This is a genomic window from Allokutzneria albata (assembly GCF_900103775.1).
Classification (GTDB): Bacteria; Actinomycetota; Actinomycetes; order Mycobacteriales; family Pseudonocardiaceae; genus Allokutzneria; species Allokutzneria albata.
Genome location: NZ_LT629701.1, coordinates 4,996,648 through 5,021,559 on the forward strand (window position 1 = coordinate 4,996,648; position 24,912 = coordinate 5,021,559).

The 24,912-nt window shown below is 69.5% G+C and carries 21 protein-coding genes; 11 read left to right on the forward strand and 10 right to left on the reverse strand.

Annotated elements, in window-relative coordinates:
- Positions 1–20 precede the first annotated feature (20 nt).
- Genes BLT28_RS22425 through BLT28_RS22440 form a run of 4 tightly spaced genes read left to right on the forward strand, consistent with a single transcriptional unit; the run spans position 21 to position 3,530 of the window.
- Complete coding sequence (locus BLT28_RS22425; RefSeq protein ID WP_030428783.1) at positions 21–371, forward strand: YciI family protein; 351 nt, start codon at positions 21–23, stop codon at positions 369–371.
- Between the two features lies 1 nt (position 372).
- Positions 373–1,602, forward strand: a complete 1,230-nt coding sequence (locus tag BLT28_RS22430; RefSeq protein WP_030428782.1) for an RNA polymerase sigma factor — start codon at positions 373–375, stop codon at positions 1,600–1,602.
- Position 1,603: 1 nt separating this feature from the next.
- Complete coding sequence (locus tag BLT28_RS22435) at positions 1,604–2,383, forward strand: class I SAM-dependent methyltransferase (protein WP_030428781.1); 780 nt, start codon at positions 1,604–1,606, stop codon at positions 2,381–2,383.
- 28 nt (positions 2,384–2,411) lie between these two features.
- Positions 2,412–3,530: a cobalamin-independent methionine synthase II family protein gene (locus tag BLT28_RS22440; protein WP_030428780.1), complete on the forward strand. Its 1,119-nt coding sequence runs from the start codon at positions 2,412–2,414 to the stop codon at positions 3,528–3,530.
- A 47-nt stretch (positions 3,531–3,577) separates the two neighbouring features.
- Here BLT28_RS22440 and BLT28_RS22445 read toward each other — a convergent pair whose 3' ends face one another.
- The gene (locus tag BLT28_RS22445; RefSeq protein ID WP_030428779.1) at positions 3,578–3,874 is read right to left on the reverse strand and encodes a hypothetical protein; all 297 of its coding nucleotides are present in this window, start codon (positions 3,872–3,874) and stop codon (positions 3,578–3,580) included.
- A gap of 335 nt (positions 3,875–4,209) precedes the next feature.
- Here BLT28_RS22445 and BLT28_RS22450 point away from each other — a divergent pair, with 335 nt between their 5' ends.
- On the forward strand, positions 4,210–4,671 hold the full coding sequence (locus BLT28_RS22450; RefSeq protein WP_030428778.1) for a hypothetical protein: 462 nt from the start codon (positions 4,210–4,212) through the stop codon (positions 4,669–4,671).
- A gap of 8 nt (positions 4,672–4,679) precedes the next feature.
- Entirely contained in the window at positions 4,680–5,477 is a 798-nt protein-coding gene (locus tag BLT28_RS22455) for a lysozyme (RefSeq protein WP_030428777.1), read from the forward strand.
- A gap of 1 nt (position 5,478) precedes the next feature.
- Here BLT28_RS22455 and BLT28_RS22460 read toward each other — a convergent pair whose 3' ends face one another.
- Together BLT28_RS22460 and BLT28_RS22465 are read right to left on the reverse strand one after the other, a co-directional pair.
- Positions 5,479–6,642: a putative glycoside hydrolase gene (locus BLT28_RS22460; RefSeq protein WP_052407145.1), complete on the reverse strand. Its 1,164-nt coding sequence runs from the start codon at positions 6,640–6,642 to the stop codon at positions 5,479–5,481.
- Between the two features lie 17 nt (positions 6,643–6,659).
- Entirely contained in the window at positions 6,660–7,649 is a 990-nt protein-coding gene (locus BLT28_RS22465; protein WP_030428775.1) for a polysaccharide deacetylase family protein, read from the reverse strand.
- 60 nt (positions 7,650–7,709) lie between these two features.
- Here BLT28_RS22465 and BLT28_RS22470 point away from each other — a divergent pair, with 60 nt between their 5' ends.
- Both BLT28_RS22470 and BLT28_RS22475 read left to right on the forward strand, forming a co-directional pair.
- Positions 7,710–8,114, forward strand: coding sequence for a hypothetical protein (locus tag BLT28_RS22470; protein WP_030428774.1), 405 nt, complete (start codon positions 7,710–7,712; stop codon positions 8,112–8,114).
- Positions 8,115–8,247: 133 nt separating this feature from the next.
- Positions 8,248–8,910 carry a hypothetical protein gene (locus tag BLT28_RS22475; RefSeq protein ID WP_030428773.1) on the forward strand — a complete coding sequence of 221 codons (663 nt, stop codon included), beginning with the start codon at positions 8,248–8,250 and terminating at the stop codon, positions 8,908–8,910.
- 3 nt (positions 8,911–8,913) lie between these two features.
- Here the strand turns inward: BLT28_RS22475 and BLT28_RS22480 are convergent, their stop codons facing one another.
- The 7 genes from BLT28_RS22480 to BLT28_RS22505 form a co-directional block, all read right to left on the reverse strand.
- The gene (locus BLT28_RS22480; protein WP_030428772.1) at positions 8,914–10,512 is read right to left on the reverse strand and encodes an aldehyde dehydrogenase family protein; all 1,599 of its coding nucleotides are present in this window, start codon (positions 10,510–10,512) and stop codon (positions 8,914–8,916) included.
- Positions 10,509–17,720, reverse strand: coding sequence for a type I polyketide synthase (locus BLT28_RS22485; protein WP_043811027.1), 7,212 nt, complete (start codon positions 17,718–17,720; stop codon positions 10,509–10,511). Before BLT28_RS22485 ends, BLT28_RS22480 begins: the two co-directional genes overlap by 4 nt.
- 248 nt (positions 17,721–17,968) lie before the next feature.
- A complete protein-coding gene (locus BLT28_RS40990) occupies positions 17,969–18,421 on the reverse strand; it encodes a tetratricopeptide repeat protein (RefSeq protein ID WP_162184820.1) in 453 nt (150 codons plus the stop codon).
- Between the two features lie 142 nt (positions 18,422–18,563).
- A complete protein-coding gene (locus BLT28_RS40340) occupies positions 18,564–18,905 on the reverse strand; it encodes a hypothetical protein (protein WP_156050761.1) in 342 nt (113 codons plus the stop codon).
- 133 nt (positions 18,906–19,038) lie between these two features.
- Positions 19,039–20,088 (reverse strand): exo-alpha-sialidase, encoded by a 1,050-nt coding sequence (locus BLT28_RS22495; RefSeq protein WP_043811025.1) that lies wholly within the window; start codon positions 20,086–20,088, stop codon positions 19,039–19,041.
- Complete coding sequence (locus tag BLT28_RS22500; RefSeq protein ID WP_043811023.1) at positions 20,085–20,930, reverse strand: dihydrodipicolinate synthase family protein; 846 nt, start codon at positions 20,928–20,930, stop codon at positions 20,085–20,087. Before BLT28_RS22500 ends, BLT28_RS22495 begins: the two co-directional genes overlap by 4 nt.
- Before the next feature lie 28 nt (positions 20,931–20,958).
- Positions 20,959–21,624: a GntR family transcriptional regulator gene (locus BLT28_RS22505; RefSeq protein ID WP_030428766.1), complete on the reverse strand. Its 666-nt coding sequence runs from the start codon at positions 21,622–21,624 to the stop codon at positions 20,959–20,961.
- A 138-nt stretch (positions 21,625–21,762) separates the two neighbouring features.
- Here BLT28_RS22505 and BLT28_RS22510 point away from each other — a divergent pair, with 138 nt between their 5' ends.
- From BLT28_RS22510 to BLT28_RS22515, 3 genes are all read left to right on the forward strand, one after another.
- On the forward strand, positions 21,763–23,070 hold the full coding sequence (locus BLT28_RS22510) for an MFS transporter (protein WP_030428765.1): 1,308 nt from the start codon (positions 21,763–21,765) through the stop codon (positions 23,068–23,070).
- Positions 23,071–23,260: 190 nt separating this feature from the next.
- The gene (locus BLT28_RS40350; RefSeq protein WP_030428764.1) at positions 23,261–23,515 is read left to right on the forward strand and encodes a hypothetical protein; all 255 of its coding nucleotides are present in this window, start codon (positions 23,261–23,263) and stop codon (positions 23,513–23,515) included.
- Positions 23,516–23,790: 275 nt separating this feature from the next.
- Positions 23,791–24,909, forward strand: a complete 1,119-nt coding sequence (locus BLT28_RS22515; RefSeq protein WP_083383776.1) for an HNH endonuclease signature motif containing protein — start codon at positions 23,791–23,793, stop codon at positions 24,907–24,909.
- Positions 24,910–24,912: the final 3 nt, after the last annotated feature.

Consider the following 24,912-nt stretch of genomic DNA (forward strand, 5'->3'; position numbering starts at 1 on the left):
GGGACGCTGAGGAGCACGAGATGAAGTACATGCTGCTGATCAACGCGGGTTCGGTCGACGAGAACGGCGGGGCCGCGGAGTGCGCGGTCGAGGACTGGATGGCCTACGACAAGGAGGTCAGGGAGGCGGGCATCCTCGTGTCCGGGGAGTCGCTGGCCGACCTGGTCACCGCGACCACCGTGCGGGTCGGCGAGGACGGGAAGCGACTGGTCACCGACGGTCCGTTCGCGGAGAGCCGCGAGGTGCTCGGCGGGTTCTACGTCATCGACGTCCCGGACCTGGACGCCGCGCTGGACTGGGCCGCGCGGTGCCCCGGCGCGCGCGGCAGCGGCTCCGTGGTGGTGCGCCCGGTCGCGGACTTCGGGGCCTGAGATGACGGGCGGGGCGTCGCCGGCATCGGTGGAGGGCGTGTTCCGCGAGGAGCACGGCCGGTTGCTGGCGGCGCTCGTCCGCCGCTTCGGCGATCTGGACCTGGCCGAGGAGGTGGCCTCGGAGGCGATCGAGATCGCGGTGGCCCGCTGGCCGGTCGACGGGGTGCCGCCGAATCCGGGGGCGTGGTTGATGACCACTGCGCGGCGCCGGGCGGTGGACCGGTTGCGGCGGAACAGGGCCTACGCCGAGCGGTTGGCCGTGCTCCGGGTGGAGGCGGAGCGGGCCGATCCCGCGCCCGCCGCCGACGTCGGGGACGGCCTGCCGGACGACCGGTTGCAGCTGTTCTTCACCTGCGCGCACCCCGCGTTGCCGGCGGAGGACCGGGTGGCGCTGACGCTGCGCTGCCTCGCCGGGATGACCACGCCCGAGGTGGCGCGGGCGTTCCTGGTCCCGGTCGACACCATGGCCAAGCGGATCACGCGGGCGAAGAAGAAGATCCGCGAGGCGCGCATCCCCTTCCGCGTGCCCGGCGCCGACGAGCTGCCGGAGCGACTGCCCGGGGTGCTCCAGGTCGTCTACTCGGTCTTCACCGAGGGCTATGCGGCGCAGCGGCCGGACATGGCCGAGGAGGCGATCCGGCTGGCGCGCATCCTCCGCGGGCTGATGCCCTCCGAACGCGAGGTCACCGGCCTGCTGGCGCTGCTGTTGCTGATCCACGCCCGCAGGGAGGCGCGCGGTGACGCGGACGGCGCGCTGGTGTTGCTGGAGGAACAGGACCGGCGTCGCTGGGACCGCGCCATGATCGAGGAGGGCACGCGCCTGGTGGAGGTCGCCCTGACCGGCGGGCGACCGGGCCCGTACGGCGTGCAGGCCGCGATCGCCGCGCTCCACGACGAGGCGGCCGACCTCGCCGCGACCGACTGGCCGCAGATCGTGGCGCTGTACGAGGTGCTGCACGCGCTGTTGCCCTCGCCCGTAGTCGCGTTGAACCGTGCCGTCGCCGTTGCCATGCGCGATGGCGCCGAGGCCGGGCTCGCCCTGCTCGACGAGCTGGCCGACGAGCCGTTGCTGCGCGGCTACCACCCCTACTCGACGGCTCGCGCCGAGCTGCTGCACCGGCTCGGCCGGGACGCCGAGGCCGCCTCCGCCTACCGACGGGCGCTGGAGCTGGCCGGTACCGAACCAGAACGCGCCCTGCTGCGGCGCAAACTGAGCGCGATCGAGGACTGACATGGACATCGCACGTGGCTGGGACCTCGCTGCCGCCGGGTACGAGTCCTACTACGTCCCGCGCTTCGCCCCGTGGGTGGACACGGCCGTGCGGGCGATCACCGGCGCGCTCCCGGACGGCCCGATCCTGGTTCCCTGTTGCGGCACGTTCCCCGAACTCGACGCGTTGGTGAAGTCCTTCCCCGACCGCGAGATCGTCGGCATCGACCTCTCCGAGGGCATGGTCCGGCTCGCCAGGGAGCGCGCCGCCGGGCTGCCACGAGTCCGTGTGGTCCAAGGCGATGCTTCGAGCCTCGACGACCACCGATGCGCGGCGGTCGTGTCGGTCTTCGGGCTCCAGCAACTCCCCGAGCCCGATGCCGCGCTGCGCTCGTGGGCTTCGACGCTGCGCCCGGGCGGAGTCCTGTCGGTCGTCTTCTGGCCGGGCAACATCGAGACCGATGGCCCGTTTTCCTTGCTGTCCAAGGTTCTTCGCGCTCACGTGCCCGCCGGGGACCGTTCCTGGGAAGAACGCCTCACCGTTCCCGGGGTTGTGGTCGACGAGGACGTCGCGCACCCGATGTCGCATCCGAGCGCGGAGGAGTTCTTCACCGCCCACACCGAGTCCGGCCCGCTCCGGCCGCTGGCCGACGACCGCGGACCCGAGTTCGTCGCCCGGCTCCGCGAGGAGTTCCTGCGGCTCGCCCCATCCGGTGAATGGCGGCACCGGCCACGGGCACGGCACATCGTTGCTCGGTCCACGCCGAAGCAATCGCTTGCCCCACAACAACAAACATGGTGATCTACCGCGAGAACCCGAAGGAGACACCATGAAGAGCCATGTCGTCGGTTCCCTCCTCCGGCCCGCGGGCCTGCTCGCCGCACGGGAGCAGCACGCGGCGGGCCGGCTCTCCGGGGAACAGTTGCGGGAGCTCGAGAACGAGGCCGTCGACGCCGCGATCGCGCTCCAGGAAGAAGCGGGGATCGACGTCATCACCGATGGCGAGCAACGGCGCGGCGTGTACTTCGACTCGCTGGCCGGGGTGCTCGACGGCATCACCCCGGTCCTGCCCGGCCAGAGCGCGGTCGTCGACGCGATGGTCGGCGCGGACGCCTGGCACACCGACGAAGAGGCCGCCCAGCTGGACGAGCTGGAGGCGAAGCTGCTCATCACCGGCAGGCTCGCGCGCCGCGAATCCCTTGCCCTGCGGGAGTTCGAGTACGCGAGCCGGCGGGCGAAGCACCCGCTCAAGGTGACGCTGCCGTCGCCGAGCAGCATCGCGTTGGTGTTCTGGTCCAACGAACACTCCACCGCCGCCTACCGCGACGTGTCCGAGGCGATGGACCACGTCGCCGAACTGCTGCGCGAGGAGATCGCCGCGCTCGCCGCGCGGGGCTGCCGCTACATCCAGCTGGACGCACCGGACCTGACTTTCCCCATCAACGAGGCGAAGTTCTTCTACGAGGCGGCGGGGCTCGACCGGGACCGGTTCCTCGACAAGAGCGTCGATCTGCTGAACAGCGTCATGACCGAACCCGGCGTCACGTTCTCCGTGCACGTCTGCCGGGGGAACAACCAGGGGCAGTGGCACACCTCGGGCGGCTACGGTTCGATCGCGGCACAGGTGTTCCCGCGCCTGGAGAAGGTCGACCACGTTTTCCTTGAGTACGACGACGAGCGCTCCGGCGGGTTCGAGCCGCTGGCCGAGGTGCCGGACGACAAGGTCGTGGTGCTCGGGCTGGTCTCCACCAAGACCGATGTGGTCGAGTCCCGCGCGGACGTCGAGCGCAGGATCGAGGAAGCGGCGAAGTTCCACCCGGTGGACCGGCTGGCCGTCTCCCCGCAGTGCGGCTTCGCATCGGCCATGCAGGGCAACCCGTTGTCCGAGGCCACGCAGCGGGCCAAGCTCGAACTCGTCGGAGAAGTCGGCCGCGCGCTGGCGTCCTGACACGTGGACACGGGCGGCGGCGGGGCTCTCCCGCCGCCGCCCGGAGTTCAGTCGTCGTCGTCACCGATCCCGATGCCGATTCCGATGCCGATCCCGAGATCGATGCCGATCCCCACGCCGATCCCGATGCCGATCCCGATGCCGTCGTCGTCATCGTCGTCGTCGTAGCGGTCTCGCTCGGCGATGGTGGCGCGCACGCGCTCGCGAATGCGATCGGCCTTGTCGTTCCCGGTCTGCGTCGCGCTCGCCGTCAACTCGCCCGCGGGCGCCGCCGAGCCGATACCGGCGCTGAACGGCAGCACGACCGCCAGTGTCGCGGTAACGATCATGATTCGACCGATCATCCGAACAGTGTTCATCACGTACCCCTCTCCAGAGAATTCTGGATATCCCCAGAAACAAAATGTAGCCGAATCAAGGAGAATCCGAAGGCCCCGGTAGGCGGAAAACGATCAGTGCAGCTCGAATTGTGTCCCGTGAAATAAACATGCGATTTTCGTAGCCGCCCGACCGGCAAACCTCTCCTGGTGCGACCCCCTTCGGGATGACGGAGCGCGAGGTCACGACGCGCGGTGATGACCACCAAAACACCGCAGGGTGAATTCTGCGAGAGGACGGTTGGAGAGCCCGGCGAGGGTTATTCGCAGCGATATCGGAACTGACCGCTGCGGAGGCAGAAATGGGCACGGCAGTCATCGGCGACGGCACCTGGCTCAGCGACGAGGTGACCGAGGCGGTCTCGGCCGCGGCGGCCGCGCTCGCCGGGAACGGGGACGACGCGCAGGTCCAGCGGCTCCTCGCGGCCCGGCTGGTCCTGCGGGCGAGCGCGCACGCGGCTGAGGAGATCTTCGCGCTGCGGCCCGCCGTCTCCGTCGGCGACCTGATCAACGTCACGCGCACCACGTGCCGCCTCGTGGAGATCACCCTCGGCGAGCTCTTCGTGGCCTACGGCGCCGACGCGGCGCTCCCACGGAGCACCAGCACCGGACCCGACATCGCGCTGAAGCGTCTGGGGCCGCCGTTGCTGCGGCTCGGAAACGTGCTGTGGGCCCACGCGCGCTGTTCGCGCATCAGGTTCGTCGGTGAGCAGATCCAGGTCGCCGCGGGCGACGTTCTGGCCCACTCCATTCGTTCGCGCTAGGAGGCGGAATGACCGGCAAGATACAGGCGGCGCTCACGGTGTTGCTCACCATCGCGGCGGCGACACCGGCGCTGGCCCAGGAACCCATCGGGGACACCGCGATGGGTTCGCAGATCGCCAAGCACGAAGGCGTCTCGCCGGAGCGCCCGCGAACGCACGAGGACGTTCCGCTCGACCCGAGGACCGGGGCGTCGGTTCCGGGCATCGACGTCAGCGGGCACCAGCGCAACGTGGACTGGGCGGCCCAGTGGAACGCCGGGAAGCGCTTCGTCTACGTGAAGGCCACCGAAGGAACGGCGTTCAAGAACCCGTACTTCGCCCAGCAGTACAACGGCTCCTACAACATCGGCATGATCCGCGGCTCGTACCACTTCGCGCTGCCCGACCGCTCCAGCGGAGCCGCCCAGGCCAACTACTTCGTCAACAACGGCGGCGGGTGGTCGAAGGACGGCAAGACCCTGCCCGGTGCGCTGGACATCGAGTACAACCCTTATGGCGCAACGTGTTACGGGCTCAGTCACGCCGCGATGGTCGCGTGGATCAAGGACTTCTCCGACACCTACCACAAGCGCACCCGTCGTTACCCGGCGATCTACACGAGCACCAACTGGTGGTCGAAGTGCACGGGCAACCACGGCGACTTCAGCAAGACCAACCCGCTGTGGGTGGCGCGGTACAACTCCCACATCGGGCCGCTGCCGTACGCGTGGTCGATCCACACGATCTGGCAGTACTCGGAGAAGCCGATCGACCAGAACTCCTTCAACGGCAACTACAGCCGCCTTCAGGTCCTGGCGCGAGGCTGACTCACCGCGGGCTCAGCGCGGCGGCGTGGTAGCGGCATCCCGCGTTCCACAACAGGAATGACGGCATCCCGGCGTCGTGCGCGGCCTGGATCTGCGCCCGGACCTCCTGGGGGCCGTAGGTCCTGCCGAGCGAGAAGTCCTGCAGCCACGGGATGATCACAGCCCGGCCGCCGCGCACGGCCTCGGCGAACGCGCCGAGTGACCGCTTCACGATCTCGTAGGGATCGGCGTTCGGGTCGCTCACGCCGTACTCCCCCTTGCCCCAGTGCGAGGGGTAGACCATCGGCGCGATGTAGTCGGCGTGCCGCGCCAGCGCCGGGATGTCCTGGGCCACCGAGGTCGGGCTCGACACCGCGATGCCGAAGACCGACACGCCGAGCAGCGCACCGCGCTCCCGCAGAACGCGTCCGCTGTCGGCGACGAAGCTGGTGACGCTGTCCTCCGCGCTGCCGCTCAACCCCGGGAAACGCATCTGCGCCAAGGGTCCATCGGGTCGTCGGATGTAGTCGTAGAGGATGTCGTCGAAGCCGAGACCGGCGGCCTCCACGGCGAGATCGAGGTTGTACGCGCGGACTTCGGGATGCGCGAGGTTGGTGAAGGCGTACTTGCCGTAGCCGCTGCTCCACGGCTGACCGTTGGGTCGCTGGACGAGCATGTCGCGGTGACCGTTCTGCCAGGCCCACGCGCCGAGCACGGGATCCCGGAAGACCACCAGCCGACCGACGACTTTCCCGCCGAGCGCGTGCACCTGCTCGACGGCCTGCTTCGCGTCGTAGGCGTCGTGGGCGATCGCGCCGATCTCCCGGGCACGCGGCAGCGCGCTCGGATAGCCGATCTTGCCGCTCTCGTCCTTGATGTCCAGCTCGACGGTGTCGATCTTGTGCTCCCGCACCAGGTTCAGCACAGGATCGCGGAGCGCGGGCACCGACCAGGCGTGCGCCGTGAGGTGCAGCGCGCGCATCCCCGGGTGCTCGGCGTCCGCCGTCGTGGTCGTGGGTGCGGGCTTGCTCGTGGCCGGACCCGGTATCGGCGGCGCGAGTTCGGCCGCTGGTTTCACCGGTGACACCAGGGCCAGTGCGAGGCCGACTGCGGCCAGGACCGCGGTGACGATCAGCGCCACCAGGACAAGGGTCGTGCCACGGCGTTTGAGGCTGTGCCTGCCCACGGTGGCCTCCTCGTGCGTCAGTAGGGCTGTGCGTGTTGCCGCGCGCTCGGCGCGAGAAGTCCTTCCAGGTCGCGGGGAAAGGAGATCCGGCGCGGGTTGCCGTCCGAGGTGTAGCGCTGGGGGCTGCCCGCGGCGAGCTTGTCCAGCCACGCGGTCGAGGCGAACCGGGCCTCGTTCCCGACCGCGCCCTGGGAGCGGATGCGGGGGATGCGGGCGGGGTCGAAGTCCTTGCTGTGCGGGGAGCTCGCCGGTTCGGCCCCGACCAGGAACACCCCGGCGTGGCGGTAGTCCACCCCGTCCGCGGACCCGCTGACGGCCAGGTCCTCGTCCCTCGGAAGAGAACCGAACGGCAGCGCCAGGGTCTCCATCGGCACCCCCGGGTGCTGCTCGCCGAACCAGCCCGTGAGCCGGGCGATGGCGCGTTCGGCCTCCCGCGGTTTGGCCTTGCGCAGGTCGGTGTGCGCCAGCGTGTGGTTGCCGACCTCGAAACCGTTGTCGGTGAGCCAGGACAACGCCTTGCCGGTGCGGTCGGCGAAGGGGTGGGCGTTGATGAAGAAGGTCGCCGTCGGGGTGAACCCGGGGTGCGCCTTCGCCACGTCCAGCAGGATGCCCACGGCGCACGTGGGCAACGGGCGGTCGCGCGCGTCCAGGGTCAGCTGGCTCTGCAGCCCGTCGTCGAAGGTGAGGACGACGGGATGCCGCCCTGCGGGCACGTCCAGCGCTCCGGTGGCCAGGTCGCGCGCCCGGACCGGCACGTACCCCTCCCGCGCCAACCGCTCCAGCTCGGCCCGGAACTCCGCCGGGGTGCGCTCGTAGACGCTGGTCGGGTACTCGACGATGCCGTGGTACATCAGCACCGGCACCACGCCCAGCTCGTTCGCCTTCACGTCCCGGGGCGCGGGCGCCACCACGAGGGGCGGGCTCGCGGGCACGGTGCCGGTGGAGCCCTGCGCGCTGCTGCACCCGGCCAGCAGCACGAGCACGAAGGTGACGACGATCGCTCTCATCCGCTTGGAATTCCCGAAGGACCCGCATCGGCACCACCCGATGAGGTGCATGCTGGCGGCATGACTCCTGCCGAGCCGCGGATCGGCCACACCTACCGGGTCCGCATCCCCCGCCACGAGAGCCCCGCCAAGTACGTCACCGGGCGTCCGGGACGGGGTGCCGCGGACCTGATGTTCCTCCAGCTGGCCTTCGCCCACGGCGACGGGCTGAGCGCCGACTTCGACATCACGCTGACCTCCGTCGGCGAGGAGCTGGCGGGCGAACCGGCGGTCACCGGGGTCAAGGTCGTGGACACGACGCACGTCAGCACTCCCCTGGCCCCTCAGGTGGCGGCGGCGCTCGGGCTGTCCCCGGACGTGGAGTACGTGGTCGAAGGAGTGCTCAGGGACGCGCGGTCGGGTGAACCCGTCCAGGTGCTGGCCGAGGAGACGCTGACCATTCCCGTTTCCTGGCTCCACGAATAAGAAGAGCGTTCACACGGGCTTTTCACGTGCACCGCGCAAGGTGTGCGTCCACGTCAAACGGCCAGAGCCGCTGAGTTCCCACTTTTGAGTCATCTCCGGCCGTCCCCGCCGCCGGGTACGCGAAACTGGACCCATGGCGGTCACTCGACGTGTCTTCTTCAGCGGCGCGATGGCGGCGCCTTTTCTCGCGCAGCTGGGCGGCACGGCCCAGGCGAATCCCGCGGTCGACGTGAAGTTCACCCTGCTCAGCGGGCTCGGTGAGATCCGGCTGACCGAACTGGCGCTCAAGCGGCTGGCCACGGAGCAGATCCAGGTCCAGGCGGTCGCCCCGGCCGCCCCGATCCTCGGTGCGGACGGGAAGACCGTCGAGGGCGTCACGCTCACGCCGGAGTACGCCACCGGCACCATCGACGCGCTCGGCAGGCCGGGAACGGGCTCGGGGCGCGCGCTCGGCGGCGTGGTGCTGCGGAACGCCACGGCCCGGATGGAGATCACCGGCATGCGCACCTCGGCGCCGGACGGGCGGATCTTCGCCTTCCTGAAGGTGAACGACGAGTGGGTCGGCGAGCTGCCGCTCTACGTCAGCGATCCCGGCGCGATGCGCCTGTCGGTGGAACCCGGGCTGCCGGGCAAGCCGACCACGCTGAAGGGCAGCGGCATCCCGGTGACTCCTTCCCAGGAGGGCATCGACGCCTTCGCCGAGGCGTTCGGCGTCGCGCTGTTCACCTTGACGGACAAGGTGTTCACCGCGTCGGGCAGCGGACTCGGCCTGCCGCTGCCCGTGCTGTCCGGCTGATCGTCACCCCGCGCCGAGGACGGCGTCCCCGGGGTGCCTCCCGGTCGTGGCGATGGCCACGGCCTGGAGGCGGCTGGCGCGCAGGAACGGGTAGGCGGCCTCGCCGTGGGTGCCCCCGCTGAGCCCGGTGCCGCCGAGTCCGGGCAGGTGCGGGGCGTGCGCGAGGTGCGAGTCGTTGACCTTGAGCACTCCCCCGTTGGTCACAGCGGTGCTGAACCGCTCGATGACCTCCGGGCTCTCCGCCCACAGCGAGTTCCGCAGGCCGTACTCGTTGCCGTTGAGGAACTCGACGCAGCGATCGAGCAGGTCCGGCCCGTCGTCGGGCACGACGACCGACAGCAGCGGGAAGAAGGTCTCCTCGCGCACGGCCGAGACGTTCTCGGCCAGCTCGAACCCGTCGACGCGCAGCACTGTCGGCTCGATGAACAACCCTTGCGGATCGGGTTCCCCACGCAGGTCGATCTGCGTGCCACCGCAGACCTTCGTGGCGCCCACGCTCATCGCCTGATCGAGGCAGCGCCGGAAGGCCGTGGCGCGCAGGACCGGGCTGAGCACCGTGTCGGAGTCCTCCGGGTCACCCGGCCGCAGCGCTGACGCCGCCTCCCGCAGCCGCGCCAGCAGGTCGTCGGCCACGGCGGGGTGGACGATGACGTACTTGGGGCTGAAGCACGTCTGGCCGGACGCGTAGAACGCCTCCAGCAACGCGGCAGTGGCGTGGCCGAGGTCGGCGTCGTGCCACACCAGCACGCCGTCGTTGCCGGACAGCTCCAGGATCGCCCGCTTGCCGCGCTCCACGCACTTCTGCTCCAAGGCGAGCCCGTGCTCGCTGGAACCGAAGTAGTAGATGGTGTTCACCAGCGGGCTGTCCAGCCACTGCCGCACGGTGACCTCGAAGTCGGCGCACAGCACGTTGAACATCCCGGCGGGTGCCCCGCGCGCTTCGAGCACCGGGATGATGACGTTGTGCAGGGCGTAGCTCAGCGAACTGGCGCAGCTGCGCGGAACGCGGATCACCACGCTGTTGCCCGACAACAACACCAGTGACGCGATCAACCCGAACAGCGGTGCGTTGGCGGGCGGGTCGACGCACACCACGCCGTCCGGCCGGCGCTGCAGCACGATCTTGTGATGCGGTGTGGTGATCTCCTGCCGGAGCAGGGACTCCGCCTGCTCAAGGCTCTCCGGCCGGACGAGGTCGAGCACGACGTTCAGCTGCGCCTCGGCCAGCAGCCGCGGGCAGCCCTCCATGCGCAGGATCCGGGACAGCTCTTCGCGGTGTTCCAGGAAGGCCGCGTACAGGTCTCCGACGTAGGCCAGGCGCTCGGCCACCGGCACCGCGCGCAACCGCGGCACCGCGTCGGCCGCCGCGCGCAGCGCCGCCTGCCCCTGTTCGGGAGTGCTCAGCGCGACCGAGCAGAGGACGTGCGGGTGGGCGTGCAGCTCCTCCTCGGAACCCTCGCGGAGCAGGCGGAACAGCGTCGCCGCCTCGGTTCCGCCCGCCTCCAGCACGGTGCGGACGCTCATCCCGTACGCGCGTTCCCCGGTGTCGACCCGCTCTCCGCCGATGTAGAGCGGGAAGTGGCGGACAGCGGTCTGAGTCACGTGTTCTCCTCGGTTTTGAAGTAGGTGACCAGCGAGCGGGACAGGTCGTCGATCCCGCTGCTCGCGACGACCCGCATGATGGGGATCTCCCGGCCGAACCGGCGCCGCATCTTGGTGACCAGTTCGGCGCCCATCAACGAGTCCACGCCCAGCTGGTCCAGCGGGCGGTTGCGGTCGATGCGCTCCGGCGCGACGCCCAGGACCTCGGCGAGCGTCTTGACGATGATCTCCGCGACCAGTTCGACCGCTTCCTCCGGTGCTGCCTCACGGAGCCGGTCCAGCAGGTCGTCGTCCTCGTCGGTGGAGGTCTGCCCGCCTCCGCCCAGCTCGCCGAGCCGCGGCGTGGTCAGGTGCGAGTACAGCCGGCCCAGGAACTCCCCGTCGTGGCTCCACACCACCGAAACCCCAGGCCCGCCGACGAGGTCGTCCAGCGCCTCGCGCACGTGGCGCAGCGACAGCAGGGTCAGGCCCGCCCTGGTGACGGTCTTGGCGGTCGCCCTGTTGCGGGCCACGTAACCGACCTCGCCCAGCGCACCCCAGGCGATCGTCTGCCCGACCAGCCCGCGCTCCCGGCGAGAACGCGCAAGTGCTTCCAGGAACAGGTTTCCCGCGCAGTAGGCGGCTTGCCCGGCGTTGCCGAAGACAGCGGCGGCCGAGGAGAACATGAGGAACAGGTCGAGGTCGTGGCCCTCCGTGACGCGGTCGAGGACCATCGCACCGGCCATCTTCGGTGCGAGCACCGCGCGGAACCGCTCGGGCGTCAGGTCGGCGGTCATCACGTCGTCGAGCACCATCGCCGCGTGCACGACTCCGCGCAGTGGGGCGTTGATCGACTCGACGACACCCCGCATCGCGGCCTCATCGGTCACGTCGGCCGCGTGCACCGTCACTTCGACCCCGCGCGCGGTCAGCTCGGCGACGACGTCCTGCGCCTCGGGAACCGCCATCCCGCGCCGGTTGACCAGCGCGAGGTGCTTGGCGCCACGGTCGGTCAGCCACCGTGCCACCTCCGCGCCGAAGCCGCTCGCGCCGCCGGTCACCAGGTAGGTTCCCTCGGAATCGGGCGTGAAGCCGTTGCGCCGCAACGCCTTCTCGACGGGAGGACGCTGGTCGAAGGTGATGACCAGCTTGCCGATGTGCCGGGAGTGCTGCAGCGACCGGAATGCCTCCGCCGTCCGGGCGGCCGGGAAGGCCCGGTACGGGACGGGACGGATCGTTCCCGTCTCGAGGTGCGTGACGACCTGCTCGTACTGGCTGACGATCTCGTCGTGGCGCAGCCGCCCCAGCTGGTCGATGTCCACGACGAAGTAGCTGATGTTGTTGCGCAGCGGGAAGAGGGAGACGTTGCGGTCGCCGTAGAGGTCGCGCTTGCCGAGCTCGACGAACCTGCCGCCGAACCGCAGCAGCTCCAGGCTCCTGCCGATGAACTCGCCGCCGAGCGAGTTGAGCACGACGTCCACGCCCTGCCCCCCGGTGACGGCCAGCACGTCGGCGACGAAGCTGAGGCTGCGCGAGTCGAAGACGTGCTCCACCCCGAGCAGCTTCAGGAAGTCGCGCTTCTCCTCGGTGCCCGCGGTGGCGATCACCTTCGCGCCGACGAACGCGGCGCACTGGAGGGCGGCCAGCCCGACGCCACCGGCCGCGCCGTGCACGAGCACCGTCTCGCCCGCGCGCAGCTTGGCCTGGTGCAGCAGCCCGTAGCTCGCGCTCAGCAGAGCGACGGGCATCGTCGCGGCGCCCAGCGGGCCGATCTCCTCCGGCACCGAGGAGATCAGGTTCTCGTCGGCGATCACGTGCGAGGCGAAGGAGCCGGGCGCCGAGCCGAAGACCTCCTCGCCCGGCCGGAAGCGCGTCACTCCCGGGCCGACGGCGGTGATCACGCCGGCGCACTCACCGCCGAGGTGCATGCCGGCGATCCCGCCCTCGACCACCCAGCCCGGCAGCATGCCGATCGCGATCAACGCGTCCCGGTAGTTGATGCTCGCCGCCTGGACTTCGATGCGCACCTGGCCCGCACCGGGCTCCGGCAGCTCCATCTCCACCCACGCCAGCTCGTAGGACGGCCCCGCGTCGCGGGCGATGAGCCGATACGGCGCGGACGTGTCCGCGGGGGTGGGAGGCAGATCGCGCAACCGGGGTACGAATCGGCCGGAGGCGGTGAGCACCACCTCGTCCTCGTCAGTGGGATCGAGGAGTTCCCGGGCGATGCGGTCGACCGGAACGCCCTGTCCCACCGAGACCCTTCTGACGCCCAGCACGCTGTGCTCGGCGGCCACCGTCCGGGTTGCTCCCCAGAGCGCCGCGTCGACGGGAGTGGTCGCGCGTTCCGGTGCCGGGTTGAGCCCCGTCGGACCGCCGACCAACCACAGTCGCGTCACCGACCCCGCCGGGAGGTCGGCGGTCGCGACGATGAGTTCGCGAACGAACTCGAACCGCTCGGTGGTGGCTTCGACGGGGTCCTCCGGCTCCGGCCCGAGCACGAACACCACGTCGGTCTCGGATGAGGTGAACCAGTCGGCCATGCGGCTTCCCGAGGCCAGCAAGGCGTCCGCGCCCAACTCGGTCAACTTCGCGGTGAGCGCGTCCGCCAGAGCCGCGCCCTCTTCGGCGACGACCACCACGCGACCGGCGCTCACGGCTTCCGGCTCCTGAAGGGCACCTCGGCGCCAGCTCGCCGTCGTCACCGAGCACAGTTCGCCCTCGACGACGGTCCGCACTCCATGGAAACCGCTGTCTGCCAGCAGATCACGCCACTGCGGAGCGGTGAGCATCGGCGAGGACGGACGCAGGTCGAGATCGGTCATCGACCAGAACCCCGGGACCACTCCGAACGGCAGGGCAAGGCTCACCGGATCGTGCGGCTCGACCAGCACCAGGCGACCGTGATCGGCCAGCACCTCCGACACCCCGCGCAGCGCCGAACGCACGTTCTTCGCGGTGTGCAGAGCATTCCCGGCCACCACGACGTCGAAGCCGCGAAGCCCGGAACCGGGCTCGTCGAGGTCGAAGGTCCGGTACTCGACGAAGTCGTAGCGCGCGAACCGGGCCTCAGCGGGCGCGAGGAAGAACTGCGACACATCGGTGAAGACGTAGCGCGTGCGGTCCGCGGGCAGGACGGGAAGCAGTGCCGCAGTGAGCGCGCCGGTACCACCGCCGACTTCGAAAATCCTCAGTGGACGGTCGGCGGGCCACGCTTCGACGAGCGTTCGCACCACTTCGGCGACGGCCTGGTTGGACGGGCTCAGCACGGGTGACAGGTCGTAGCAGTGAGCGAGGGTGTCACTGCCGTGCGCGGGGAAGAGGATGTCGACCGCGTCCCGCTCACCACGCAGCAGCTCGGACAGATGCATGCCGCAGCGGCCCACCAGCGTCAAATCCGGTGTGTGCTCGGGGAAGTCGGCGACCAGAGCCGCGAAGTCAGGGTCCACTTCGGTGGAACGCACCCGCCACCGCGTACGACCCTGGAACTCACCGAGCCATTCCAGGTGACCGTGCTCCACAGCCAACCCGGTGAGCATGTCGAGCAGACGGGACAACTCCGGCCGCACGCCGAGGTCTTCGGTGAAGAACACCTCAGCACCGTCAACCAGGTCGGTGAACGCGCGCACCGCGAACGCCGCGGTGGCCGCGAGCCGACGGCGCAGGAACTCCGCGTAGCGCGCCACCGGCGGCACTTCGACGCGAGGCGGCTCCCACACCACCTCGGCGCCGCACGGCAGTTCTCTCGGCGCGGCACGGAGTTCGGTGTGCTGACGCAGCACCGGACGACGGCTCGGCAGTTTGATGCGGAGGAACCGGAAGTCGGTCAGCTCCAGCAGAACGACCCCGGCCTCGTCGGTGAGCATGATGTCCGCGGACGCCCAGCTCTCGGAAACCGTCCGGCAGCGGAAGTACACCGAGCCCGTCTCGGTCGGAGTTCCCCACAACCGCGCGGCGCCGACTGCCACAGGCAGGTAGGAGTCTTCTTCGGCGACGAACCCGCGACGGATCCGGCCGAGCTGGATGGCGACCTGGGGAGCGACGTCGGTCCACGCCGGGTGCGCGTGGAACCTCGTGAAGTCCAGGTGGCTGCAGTCGTAGTCGCCCAAGACCTCCATTCCGTCCACCCACAACCCGGACATGGCGAGGAACTCCGGCCCGTAGCCGAGCCCGAGGCGTTCCCCGTCCGCGTACAACGTCTCGCGGTCGACGTGCTCACCGCGTTCGGCGAACCGTGCGCGCAACGCCGGGAGGTCCAAAGGCGGTGGGGCCGCGGCCACCCTGCGCCGTACCCGGCCCCGCGCGTGGGTCTGCCACGGCTGCCCTTCGGCGGACCGCGTTGCGACCCGGAACACACCGTCCTCTTCGGACAGTGAAACCTGCATGCGGGGCAGGTCGGACTCGTCGTCGGGTGCGACCATCGGCTTGGTGATGTGCAGCTCGCACACCTCCGCCGGGCCGTCGAAGGCCAGCTGTCCTGCTGCCCAGCCCATTTCGAGGTAGCCGGCGGCGGGCATGATCGGCGTCCCCGCGGCACGGTGCCCGGCGAGCCACGGCAACCTTGCCGGGTCCACCGTGGACTGCCATGTGGGATCAGCGACCGATGCGCGGTCGCCGAGCAGCACGTGATCCGGCGAGGCACCGGTGCCGCTCCAGGTGTACTGGCTGCCCAACCAGAACCGCTCGCGCTGCCACGGGTATGCGGGCAGCTCAACGACTCTGCCCGGCTGCGCGAATGCGGCGATCGGCACACCGGCGGCGAGCGCGGCCTCCAGAGCCGCGCTCAGGGCAACGGCTCCGGGCTCGGATCTCGTCAGCGTGGGCAGAACCGCGAGGACGTCGTCCTTCGCCGCCCGCTTCACGTATGTCTGGAGCACCGGCTTCGGTCCGATCTCGATGATCGTGTCGAACCCCGCCGCCACGAGGTGATCCGTTGCCGCGGCGAACCGCACCGGCTCGCGGACATTGCGCCACCAGTACTCCGCGTCCATCTTCTCGCCCGCCAACGGTTCGCCGGTGACGGTCGAGACGAACTCGACGGTGGCCGGTTTGGGGGCGAGATCCGCCAGGGAGACCAGCAGTGGCTCGCGCAGCGGCTCCATCGCGGAGCTGTGGAAAGGGTAGTCGAGGTCCAGCATGCGGCAGAAGACTTCGCGCTCCGCCAAGCGATCCGCGAGGTCGTGCAGATCCGCCTTGGGACCGGCGACCGTGATGTCGTTGGCGCTGTTGATCCCGGCGAGTTCGACGCGCCCGTCGTAGCGCGCGAGGACCTTCTCCGCTTCCTCCGGCGCGAGGTTGACCGCGGCCATGGTTCCCGTGCCCGCGGTGCTCGCCTGGGCCACACTGCGTGCCACCACCAGTTCCACGGCCTGGTCCATGTCGTAGATCCCGCCGACGAACGCGGCTGCGATCTCACCGACGCTGTGCCCGTACACCGCTTCCGGGCGCAGACCGGATTCGGCCAGTGTCGCGGCGATCCCCACCTGGACCGCGAACAGAAGCGGCTGGATCACGCTCGTGTCGTGCAACCTCGGCGCGGCTGAGCGCAGCTCCTCGGTGACCGTCCAGCCGACACGGGGTTCCAGAGCGGCGTCGACCTCGGCGATGACCCGCGCGAACACGGGATCGGTGTCGAGCAGGTCGACGGCCATGCCCGGCCATTGCGCACCGTGCCCGGAGAAGGCGAAGGCCACTCGTCCCCGCTCGGTGGCGCGCTGCGGCTTGACTTTCTTGGCCAACCGCTGCCGCGCCTCTTCCGCGTCCGCCGCGAGCACGACTCGGCGGAACGCGTGCTTGCCTCGGCGCTGATAGGAGGTGTAGGCGACATCGGCGAAGTCAGCGCAGTCAGTGAGGCGTTCGTCCATGCGGGACAACGCTTCCGCCAATGCCTCTTCCGTGTGCGCGGAGACGACGATCGGCAGCTTGGCCCCCGTGCGCGCCGGGGGTTCCTGCGGGGCGGGCGGCTTCTCCAGGACCACGTGGACGTTGGCCCCACCGAAGCCGAACGAATTGACTCCGACGAGCCGACCGTGCGCCGGACGCACTTCCTCCACTGTAGACAGTGCGAGGCCGTCGAAGTCGATCGCGGTGCTGCGCGGAGCCGCGTTCGGCGTCGCGGGGATCTCGCCGTGCCGTAGCACCAGGATCGCCTTGCACAGCCCCGCCATGCCGGACGCGGGTTCGAGGTGTCCCAGGTTGCCCTTGATCGATCCGATGGGCAGCGGCGCTCCGGAGCGGCGGACGCCGAGGGCCCTGCCGATCGCCTGGCACTCCACCGGATCGCCGATCGGCGTACCGGTGCCGTGCGCCTCCAGGTACGCGAGGTCGTCCGGATCGAGGTCGAAGCCGTCGTAAACCCGACGCAGCAACGCTTCCTGAGCCTCGCCGCTGGGCAGCACCAGGCCGGTCGTGCGCCCGTCGCTGTTCGTCCCCGATCCGGCGATCACGGCGTGCACGCGGTCTCCGTCCGCCACCGCGTCCGCCAAGCGCTTGAGGACCAGCACTCCTCCGCCCTCGGCGCGCACGTAACCGTCGGCCTCAGCGGAGAAGGGACGGCAATGACCCGTGGGGGAAAGGAAACCCGCCTTGGCGAAGCCGACGTAGGTCATGGGGTTGAGCAACACGTTCAGCCCGGCGGCGAAGGCGACCCTCCCGCCACCGTGGCGCAGGTGCTCGCAGGCCAGGTGAACCGCGTTCAGGGAGGAGGCGCAGGCGGTGTCCACTTTGAGGCTCGGCCCGTGCACGTCGAGGTGGTAGGACAACCGGTTCGCAGTGTTGGACAGGGCAGAACCCGAGTTCGTGTACGGACCGATCGAGGTCCGCAGAACCATCTGCTGACCGCCGTAATCCAATGCGGAGACGCCGACGAACACCGCGCTGTCCGTGCCCGACAACACCCGCGGGTCGATCGCCGCGTCGTCGAGCGCTTCGACCCCCAGCTCCAGCAACAACCGCTGTTGCGGGTCGATGCACGCCGCCTCACGCGGGCTGATCCCGAAGAAGTCCGCGTCGAACCCGGCGATGTCGTCCAGGTAGCCGCCCGCGAACGTGTAGGACTTTCCCGGCCGCATCTGGTTGGAGTCCCAGTACCGCTCGACGTCGAAGCGCTCCGGCGGCGGCGCTCCGACCGCCTCCCGCCCCTCGGACAGCAGCGACCACAGCCCCGCCAAGTCGCCGACCCCGCCGGGGAACCGGCACGACACACCCACGATCGCGATCTTGTCCAGCACAGGGGGATCGTTCCGAACCCCCGGCGTCCACATCCATGGCGCGGCGACCGCTCCACCCGGATGTCCAACCCATCAGGTGATGCCGCGCAGGCGTTCCGCGTCCGGCGCGTCGACGAGCTCGGTCATCGCCGCCAGCGCCTTCCCGGCGTGCTCCTCCGCCAGGTCGTACTGGTCGTTGTCGAGGTAGACCTCGGCGAAGAACGTGTCGTGGCGGGCGTGGTGGTAGGCGTGGACGTCGCCGAGCGCGGTCAGTTGCGCCCTGGCTTCCCCAGCAGGGGCAACGCCTTCGCCGGATGGTCGACCGCGACGAACGCCCGGCCCAGGTCGAGCATCGAGATCGCGACCTTGCGCTCCGCACCGGCCGTGCCGCGCCAGACCTCCAGCGCGCGCTCGAAGTGCTCGACGGTGCCCGCCGGGTCTCCGGCGGCCAGGCAGACCGCCCCCAGGCCGTCCTCGACGTTTCCGGTGTTCCGCGGGGCGCCCGAGCGTTCGTTGACCTCCAGCGCACGGGCGAGGTGGCGCCGGGGCTCGGCGAGCTCACCCCGCGCCCGACAGCCCACCCCGGCGACGGCGTCGTCGCAGGCCCGAGCCGCCTCGACCGTCAGCTCCGCCAACTCGGGCCGGTCCTGGTAGTACCGGCGGTGCAGGAACAACGGCCATGGGCGGCGCGACGTCCGAGGGCGCTTGGCAGAAGTGGACATCACCGTGGATGGCTCCGGTCTGCACCACGGTGCCCGGCACGTTGTCGCTGACGTGCACCGCGCCCCTAACGCAGGATGATCACCCCACGCTAGCGCCTCGGCGGCGCGGCCGTCATCAGTCGCGCCGCCGAGAGCGTTCCGGCTAGGAGACCTGCCGCCAGGGCGAGCAGCCCACCCTGGACTCGCAAATTCGGATCTGGTAGATCGGATAAGTGATGTAGTCATTGTCGCAGTGCTCGTCCTCGCCGTCATCGACGCGCAGGACCATCACCTGGTTCGAGGGGTGCCAGTAACGCCCCTCCGCGTACACGTAGTTACCGTCCTTCTCCTTGTCGCAGGCGACAAGACCTCGGTCGTAGTAGGACGTGTAGGCGACGTCGTAGCCGTGGTAGGCGAAGGCGGCAGCGCTGGCGGAGGGCGCGACGAAAGCCGAGGCGAGCACCATTCCGGCAGTCAGGGACAGGACCTTTCCTGTCTTCTTCAACGGGTTCTCCATGGAATCGGAAAACTACTATGCGGAGATACCGGTGTCGCCGATCTTCGTGCCGTACCGAAACGCTACCGCGACTTGATCAAAACCAGCAGAAATATGAGAAACCGGCCCGCGGCCTCAGGATTCAGTGGGCAAGGTCGGTGAGCGGCAGCTCGGCCAGCACGATGCCGCGTCGCTGCCACGTGTACGTGACCAGCAGCCGGTCCGCGGTGAGGACCGCGGACGGGTAGCTGTACTCGGCGACACCGCTCGTGATGATGCCCGCGTCCCCGGGCGCGAATCCGGGAACGGCCGCGGGGTCGAGCGTCCTCGGGACGGCGGGGTCGACCGGAGCGACACCGTCATCGAGCACCATCGTCGTGCGCCAGGTGATCCCATCGTCATCGGACAACGAAACGACCAGGGGACAACGGCTTCCCCATGGCTCGGCGGCCGGGTTGTGCACGCACACCACGCGTCCCGAAGGAAGTCCGAGAGCGGTCAGCCCGCTGTTGTTGTTGGGCAACCCGGTCGGCACAGCCGCCGTCCACGAGCGCCCACCGTCCGGGGAAGCCGCCCGGTACGCCCTGCCCTCGGTGCTGCGCATCAGCGCGACTGGGCCGGACGCGCCCCACCACAAGGCTGGCTGGATGTGCCCCGCGCCCGTCACCTGCTTGCGGTCGACGGGAATCGGACGCGTGGACCAGGTTCGCCCTGCGTCCTCGGAGACGTCGACGAAGGGGTCCCAGCGCTGGGGATCTCCCCAGTTCTCGACCGAACCCGGCGCCAGCCACAGGCCCTCGTCTGTCCATAGGGGACGATTGCGCACCGGTCCACGGCCACCGGACCGATCACCGGGGACGAGTTCGCGGACCTGCTCCCACGTGCGACCGCCGTCGTGGGAACGCGTCACCAGCGTGATCCATTCGGAGATGCGCGGACCCACCTTGCAGAACAACCACAACGCGCCGTCCGGCCCGAGGCTCAGCACCGGGTTCCAGTGCGCGACGGCACGTCCGGTGTCCATCACCTGTTCCACGCCGCCGGCCGAGATCACGATCCGGTTGTCCGGCGTGCCTTCGTGGGTTCCCGCGAACCAGGCGACGATCGGCTCTCCGTCGACGACCTCGACCGTCGAGCCGTGGCACTGCTTCCAGCGAGGGTCGTCGACGGTGACGAAGCCGCGCTGGATCACGGAAGGCGCGCGATCCGCTGCAGCGCGGCCGGATCGAGCACCGGCGCGGGCATGCGCATCGCACCGTTGCCGTAGCCGAGTTGGCGCAGTGCGGCCTTGATGCCCTCGATCGTTCCGCCCAACGCATCGAGCACCGCGTCAACCTGTTGCTGTGCACTACGTTCGGCCTCGGCATCTCCTGAGGAGACTGCGTCGGCGAGCGCCCTGAACGGTCGTGGGAACGCAGCGGACAGCCCGGACACCACGCCCGTGCCGCCACTGCGGACGACGTGGGCGAGCGCGGTATCGGCGCCCGACCACAAGCGGGTCCCGGACGGCAGAGCTTCGACGTACTCGCCGAACCGATCGGCCGCCGATCCGCTCAGCTTCGCCCCGGCGAGCCCGGTCTCCGCTGAGATGCGGGCGAACTCCTCCGGTGGGACGATCACGCCGCTGCGCTCGCTGAAGAGGTAGCCGTAGGTCTCCGCCGTCCCCTCGACGGCGGTGATCGCGGCGAAATGCCTTGCCACAGAATCGAAATCGACCGGCAGGTAGTATGGCGTCAGAGCTGCGAGCCGCAGCGCTCCGGCCGCGACCGCGTTCCTGGCGAGCGTCACCGCGTCGCGCGTGCTCGCCGCGCCCACGTGGACGACGACCCTGGCCGGGCCGAAGACCGCGAGCGCCAGTTCGGTGAGTTCCTGGCGCTCACCGAGGTCGAGAGCGGGGAACTCCCCTGTGGTGCCACAGACGAACACCCCGTCGACGTGGTCGGCGAGGTCCGCGAAATGCCGTTTCGTCGTGTCGCGGTCGAGTTCGCCCGCGTCGTCGAAGAACGTGGGGACGGCCGTAAGGATCTCGGGCATGGCGAAGCCTCGCTCGTCGGAGTCAGGGTCAGGAAGCGCTCCTGCGTTCGGCCAGCACGGTGCGGATGCGCGCGCAGGAGCCGTCGAGGTGCGTGGTCAGCGTGCTGAGCGCGGCCTCGACGTCCCCGGACCGGACGACCGCCGCCAACTCGGCGTGGTCCTCGGCGATCGGCCGCAGATCCCGGTCGGTGTTGGTGATGTCGAGGACCGCCGCGAACAACGGCCGGTGCAGCTCCCAGGCCGCGGTCAGCCAGCGGTTGCCGCCGATGACGTAGAACCCGGTGTGGAAGTCCAGATCCGCGGCCGCGAAGTCGGCGGCGCTCGCGCTCTCGGCCGCCTTCCGCATCCTGGCGACCGCTTCCTCCAGGGGAGTCCAGTCGGCGTCGTCGCCGCGCGCGATGGTCTCCCGGATCGCCAGGCTCTCCAAGGCTCCGCGCAGCGAGTACAGCTCGACCAGGTCGGTGTCGCTCAGGCCGCGCACGTGCACACCGCGCCTGCGCGTCTCGACCAGGCCCTCGATCTCCAACTGCCGCAACGCGTCGCGCACGGGACCGCGGCTGACGTCGAAGCGCTCCGCGATCCAGCCCTCGACCAGGTGGGTGCCCGCGGCCAGCTCACCGCGCACGATCAACGCGCGCAGCTGGTCCAGCAGCAGCTCCCCGAGCGACGACTGGCGCAACGGATTGACGATCATCCACGGCTCCCCTGATCGATGCGGTCCTCACAGTATGCCGTCGTCGGTCAACGGTCAACGTCGACGGTTAACCGTTGACCGAACGCCCTCGGGGGGTCATAGTTCTCGGCGCAGGGGTCCAGGCGAAAGGGCGTCGCGATGGTCACGGCAGTTCCGAAGAAGACCCAGACAGACCGCAGGTACGCGTGGAAGGTCACCATCTCCAGCTTCCTGGGCAACACGCTGGAGTACTACGACTTCCTGGTGTACGGCACGGCGAGCGCCGTGGTGTTCCCGCAGGTGTTCTTCCCGGACGCCTCGGGCTTCGTCGCCACCCTCGCCGCGTTCGGCACCTTCGCCGTCGGGTTCCTCGCGCGGCCGCTGGGCGGGTTGTTCTTCGGCAACCGCGGCGACACCAGGGGCCGCAAGTCGACGCTGATCGTCACGTTGACCGTGATGGGCGTCAGCACCATCCTGATCGGGCTCCTGCCGAGCTACGCCAGCATCGGGATCTGGGCGCCGATCCTGTTGGTGGTGCTGCGACTGCTCCAGGGCTTCGCGGTCGGCGGTGAGTGGGGCGGCTCGATGATCATCGTGCTGGAGTCGGCCCCGCCGAACCGCAGGGGCTTCTTCAGCGCGTGGCCCAACACCGGCGGCTTCTCCGCGCAGATCCTGATCACGCTGGTCTTCGCCTACGTGTACACGCTGTCCCCGGAGGACCTGCTGAGCTGGGGCTGGCGCGTCCCGTTCCTGCTGTCCGCGGTGATCCTGGTGATCACGTTCTGGATGCGGCGCAGCCTGCACGAGAGCCCGGTGTTCGCCGAGAGCGTCGCGGACAAGCGCGTCGAGAAGGCGCACAACCCGATCCGCTCGATCTTCGTCGAGGACTGGCGCAACCTGCTGCTGATCATCGGGCTGCGCTTCGCCGAGGCCCTGCCCTACTTCCTGCTCACCGTGTTCGCGTTGTCCTACGGCAGTTCCACGCTGGGCATGCAGAAGAGCACCTTGAACAACGTGATCCTGATCGTCGCCGTGCTGTCCTTCGTCTCGCACGGGCTGTTCGCCCTGCTGTCCGACCGCATCGGCAGGCGCCCGGTCTACTTCTTCGGCGCGGCGGTGGTCTTCGTGATGGCGTTCCCGTTCTTCGGGTTGCTGCACAGCGGCTCGTTCGCGCTCATCACGCTCGGCTACGTGCTGGTGCTCAACATCGGGCACAACGCGATCAACTCGATCCAGCCCGCGTTCTTCGCGGAGCTGTTCCCCACCGAGCGCAGGTACACCGGCGCCGCGGCGGGGCGGGAGATCGCGTCGATCCTGTCCGGCGGACTCACCCCGTTCATCGCCACCGCCCTCGCCGGACCGGGCGGCACGCGGTGGTGGCTGGTCGCGGGCTATGTGATGCTCGGCGCGCTGGTCACCATGATCGCGGTCGCCAAGGCCCCGGAGACCCTGCACCGCGAACTGTGAGTCATCGCAGTGCGTGCCACCAGTCGGCGCGGGTCGGCTCGCGCAGGGCGTTCGTTCCACAGTGGACTTCGCCGGGCAGCTTGTGCAGGAACGCCCCAGTCCTCGGCCCAGGAGACCTTCACCGGGATCGAACAGGTCCACCCCGTCGACGACGGGCCCGTGCGGCCTGGGCGCGGCGAAGGTGCCCGGCGTGAGGGGCCTACCACCCGGAGACCGAACTGATGGAGACCAGGCGCTGGACTGGCTGACCGGGCACGGCGTCCTGGCCGATCCGGTGCTGCGCGACCTCGTCACCCAGACCGACAGCGCGCGGCTGTTCGGCACGTTCTGCCCCGACGCCGACCCGGACCGGCTGCAGCTGGACGTGGACTGGTGCTGTCGACTGGTGGGGACAGGCCCAGGCCGGGCGGGCTTTCGGCTTGCGTGGGCTGGGCTTCCAGCGTGAGGGGCTGGGCTTACAGCTGGGAGTCGGCTGGTTCCGGCGTGGGGCCGGCTTGACCTGGGGCCCCTTGCGCGTGCCCCTGGGCCTTTCAGGGGCACGGGATGAAACTCCGGCCCTCGCACGAGCGTATGGCACGCGCACGCCAGGTAAAGCCGACCGCCCCAGCCCTACCTCGCGCCAGCTGGAACTGGCTTTCGTTTGCTGAAACCGTTGGCGTGTAAGGGAAAGTTCACTCCGTAGACCCATGATCCACTATTTGCAGACGCTAAAGTAGGAGTATGGCCCCTGCCGATATCGAAGACGACGTCGTGGCCGCCTACGCAGCTATAGGTAAGGCGGTCGCGGACTTCGCTGCAACCCTGATGAAGCTCTATGACGACCTCGACCCGCAAGTGCAGCAGTATGCCGGGGATGTCCTGATGCCGCTGCTGCGTGTCTCCCAGGTCAAGGGCAACAAGCTCATCGACCGCGCCATGTCACTGATCGACCATCCGGCTGTGCTGGAAGCCTTGTCGGACGGTCGGATCGATGAGGGCAAGGCGTTGATGATCATTGATCAGGTCAGTGTCCTCGATGCCGCCAACCAGGCCATCGCCGAACCGGTGCTGATCAACCACGCCGCGACGCACAATTACACGGCGAGCCAGCGGTATGCCCGGCGTTACATCCTCAAGCTCGACGCCGAAGCAGCCCTGCGGCGTCATGAGGAGAAGCGCAAGCAGCGGTTGGTGGAGAAGTTCAACCTCGACGACGGCATGTGCTCGCTGCGCGTCGTCCTCCCGGCCCTCGACGCGGCCTTGGCCTTCGATCGCATCGACCGCATCGCCCGGGCACTGCCGAAGGATGACCGAACGCTGGATCAGAAGCGGTCGGATGTCGCGGCGGATTTGTTGATGGGCAAGGACACTCCGGCACCGCAGGGTGAGGTGTGCGTGAACCTGACCATGCCGATCACCAACATCCTGGGTCTGACCACAGACCCGGTGATGCTGGCCGGGTACGGGCCGCTGCCCGCGCCGATCGTGGCGGATGTGGCGGCGAATGGGATCTGGAAGCGCATCCTGACGGACCCGGTGACGGGGATGGCTGAGCACATCACCACCTACCGGCCCACCCCGGCGCAACGGGAGCTGATCAACGCCCGCTACCCGACCTGCACCATGGTCGGCTGCAACCAGCCGGCGCACCGCTGCGACCTGGATCATTGTTGCCCGTTCGACGGGACCAACACCACGGTGCAGAATCTGCGCCCGAAGTGCCGTCACCATCACCGGATGAAGACCCACTCCAGCTGGACGTGCGAGAACCGGCCGGACGGAACGCACGCGTGGACCACACCGAGCGGCAAGGTGATCGAGACCGAACTCGAACCCATCGCCGAACCCGCGCCGTTCTAGGGC

Bases quoted from the DNA above. Each gene is read 5' to 3' on its own strand.
- BLT28_RS22425 (WP_030428783.1), top strand. From the start codon at position 21: ATGAAGTACATGCTGCTGATCAACGCGGGTTCGGTCGACGAGAACGGC.
- BLT28_RS22430 (WP_030428782.1), top strand. From the start codon at position 373: ATGACGGGCGGGGCGTCGCCGGCATCGGTGGAGGGCGTGTTCCGCGAG.
- BLT28_RS22435 (WP_030428781.1), top strand. From the start codon at position 1,604: ATGGACATCGCACGTGGCTGGGACCTCGCTGCCGCCGGGTACGAGTCC.
- BLT28_RS22440 (WP_030428780.1), top strand. From the start codon at position 2,412: ATGAAGAGCCATGTCGTCGGTTCCCTCCTCCGGCCCGCGGGCCTGCTC.
- BLT28_RS22445 (WP_030428779.1), bottom strand. From the start codon at position 3,874: ATGATCGGTCGAATCATGATCGTTACCGCGACACTGGCGGTCGTGCTG.
- BLT28_RS22450 (WP_030428778.1), top strand. From the start codon at position 4,210: ATGGGCACGGCAGTCATCGGCGACGGCACCTGGCTCAGCGACGAGGTG.
- BLT28_RS22455 (WP_030428777.1), top strand. From the start codon at position 4,680: ATGACCGGCAAGATACAGGCGGCGCTCACGGTGTTGCTCACCATCGCG.
- BLT28_RS22465 (WP_030428775.1), bottom strand. From the start codon at position 7,649: ATGAGAGCGATCGTCGTCACCTTCGTGCTCGTGCTGCTGGCCGGGTGC.
- BLT28_RS22470 (WP_030428774.1), top strand. From the start codon at position 7,710: ATGACTCCTGCCGAGCCGCGGATCGGCCACACCTACCGGGTCCGCATC.
- BLT28_RS22475 (WP_030428773.1), top strand. From the start codon at position 8,248: ATGGCGGTCACTCGACGTGTCTTCTTCAGCGGCGCGATGGCGGCGCCT.
- BLT28_RS40990 (WP_162184820.1), bottom strand. From the start codon at position 18,421: ATGTCCACTTCTGCCAAGCGCCCTCGGACGTCGCGCCGCCCATGGCCG.
- BLT28_RS22500 (WP_043811023.1), bottom strand. From the start codon at position 20,930: ATGCCCGAGATCCTTACGGCCGTCCCCACGTTCTTCGACGACGCGGGC.
- BLT28_RS22505 (WP_030428766.1), bottom strand. From the start codon at position 21,624: ATGATCGTCAATCCGTTGCGCCAGTCGTCGCTCGGGGAGCTGCTGCTG.
- BLT28_RS22510 (WP_030428765.1), top strand. From the start codon at position 21,763: ATGGTCACGGCAGTTCCGAAGAAGACCCAGACAGACCGCAGGTACGCG.
- BLT28_RS22515 (WP_083383776.1), top strand. From the start codon at position 23,791: ATGGCCCCTGCCGATATCGAAGACGACGTCGTGGCCGCCTACGCAGCT.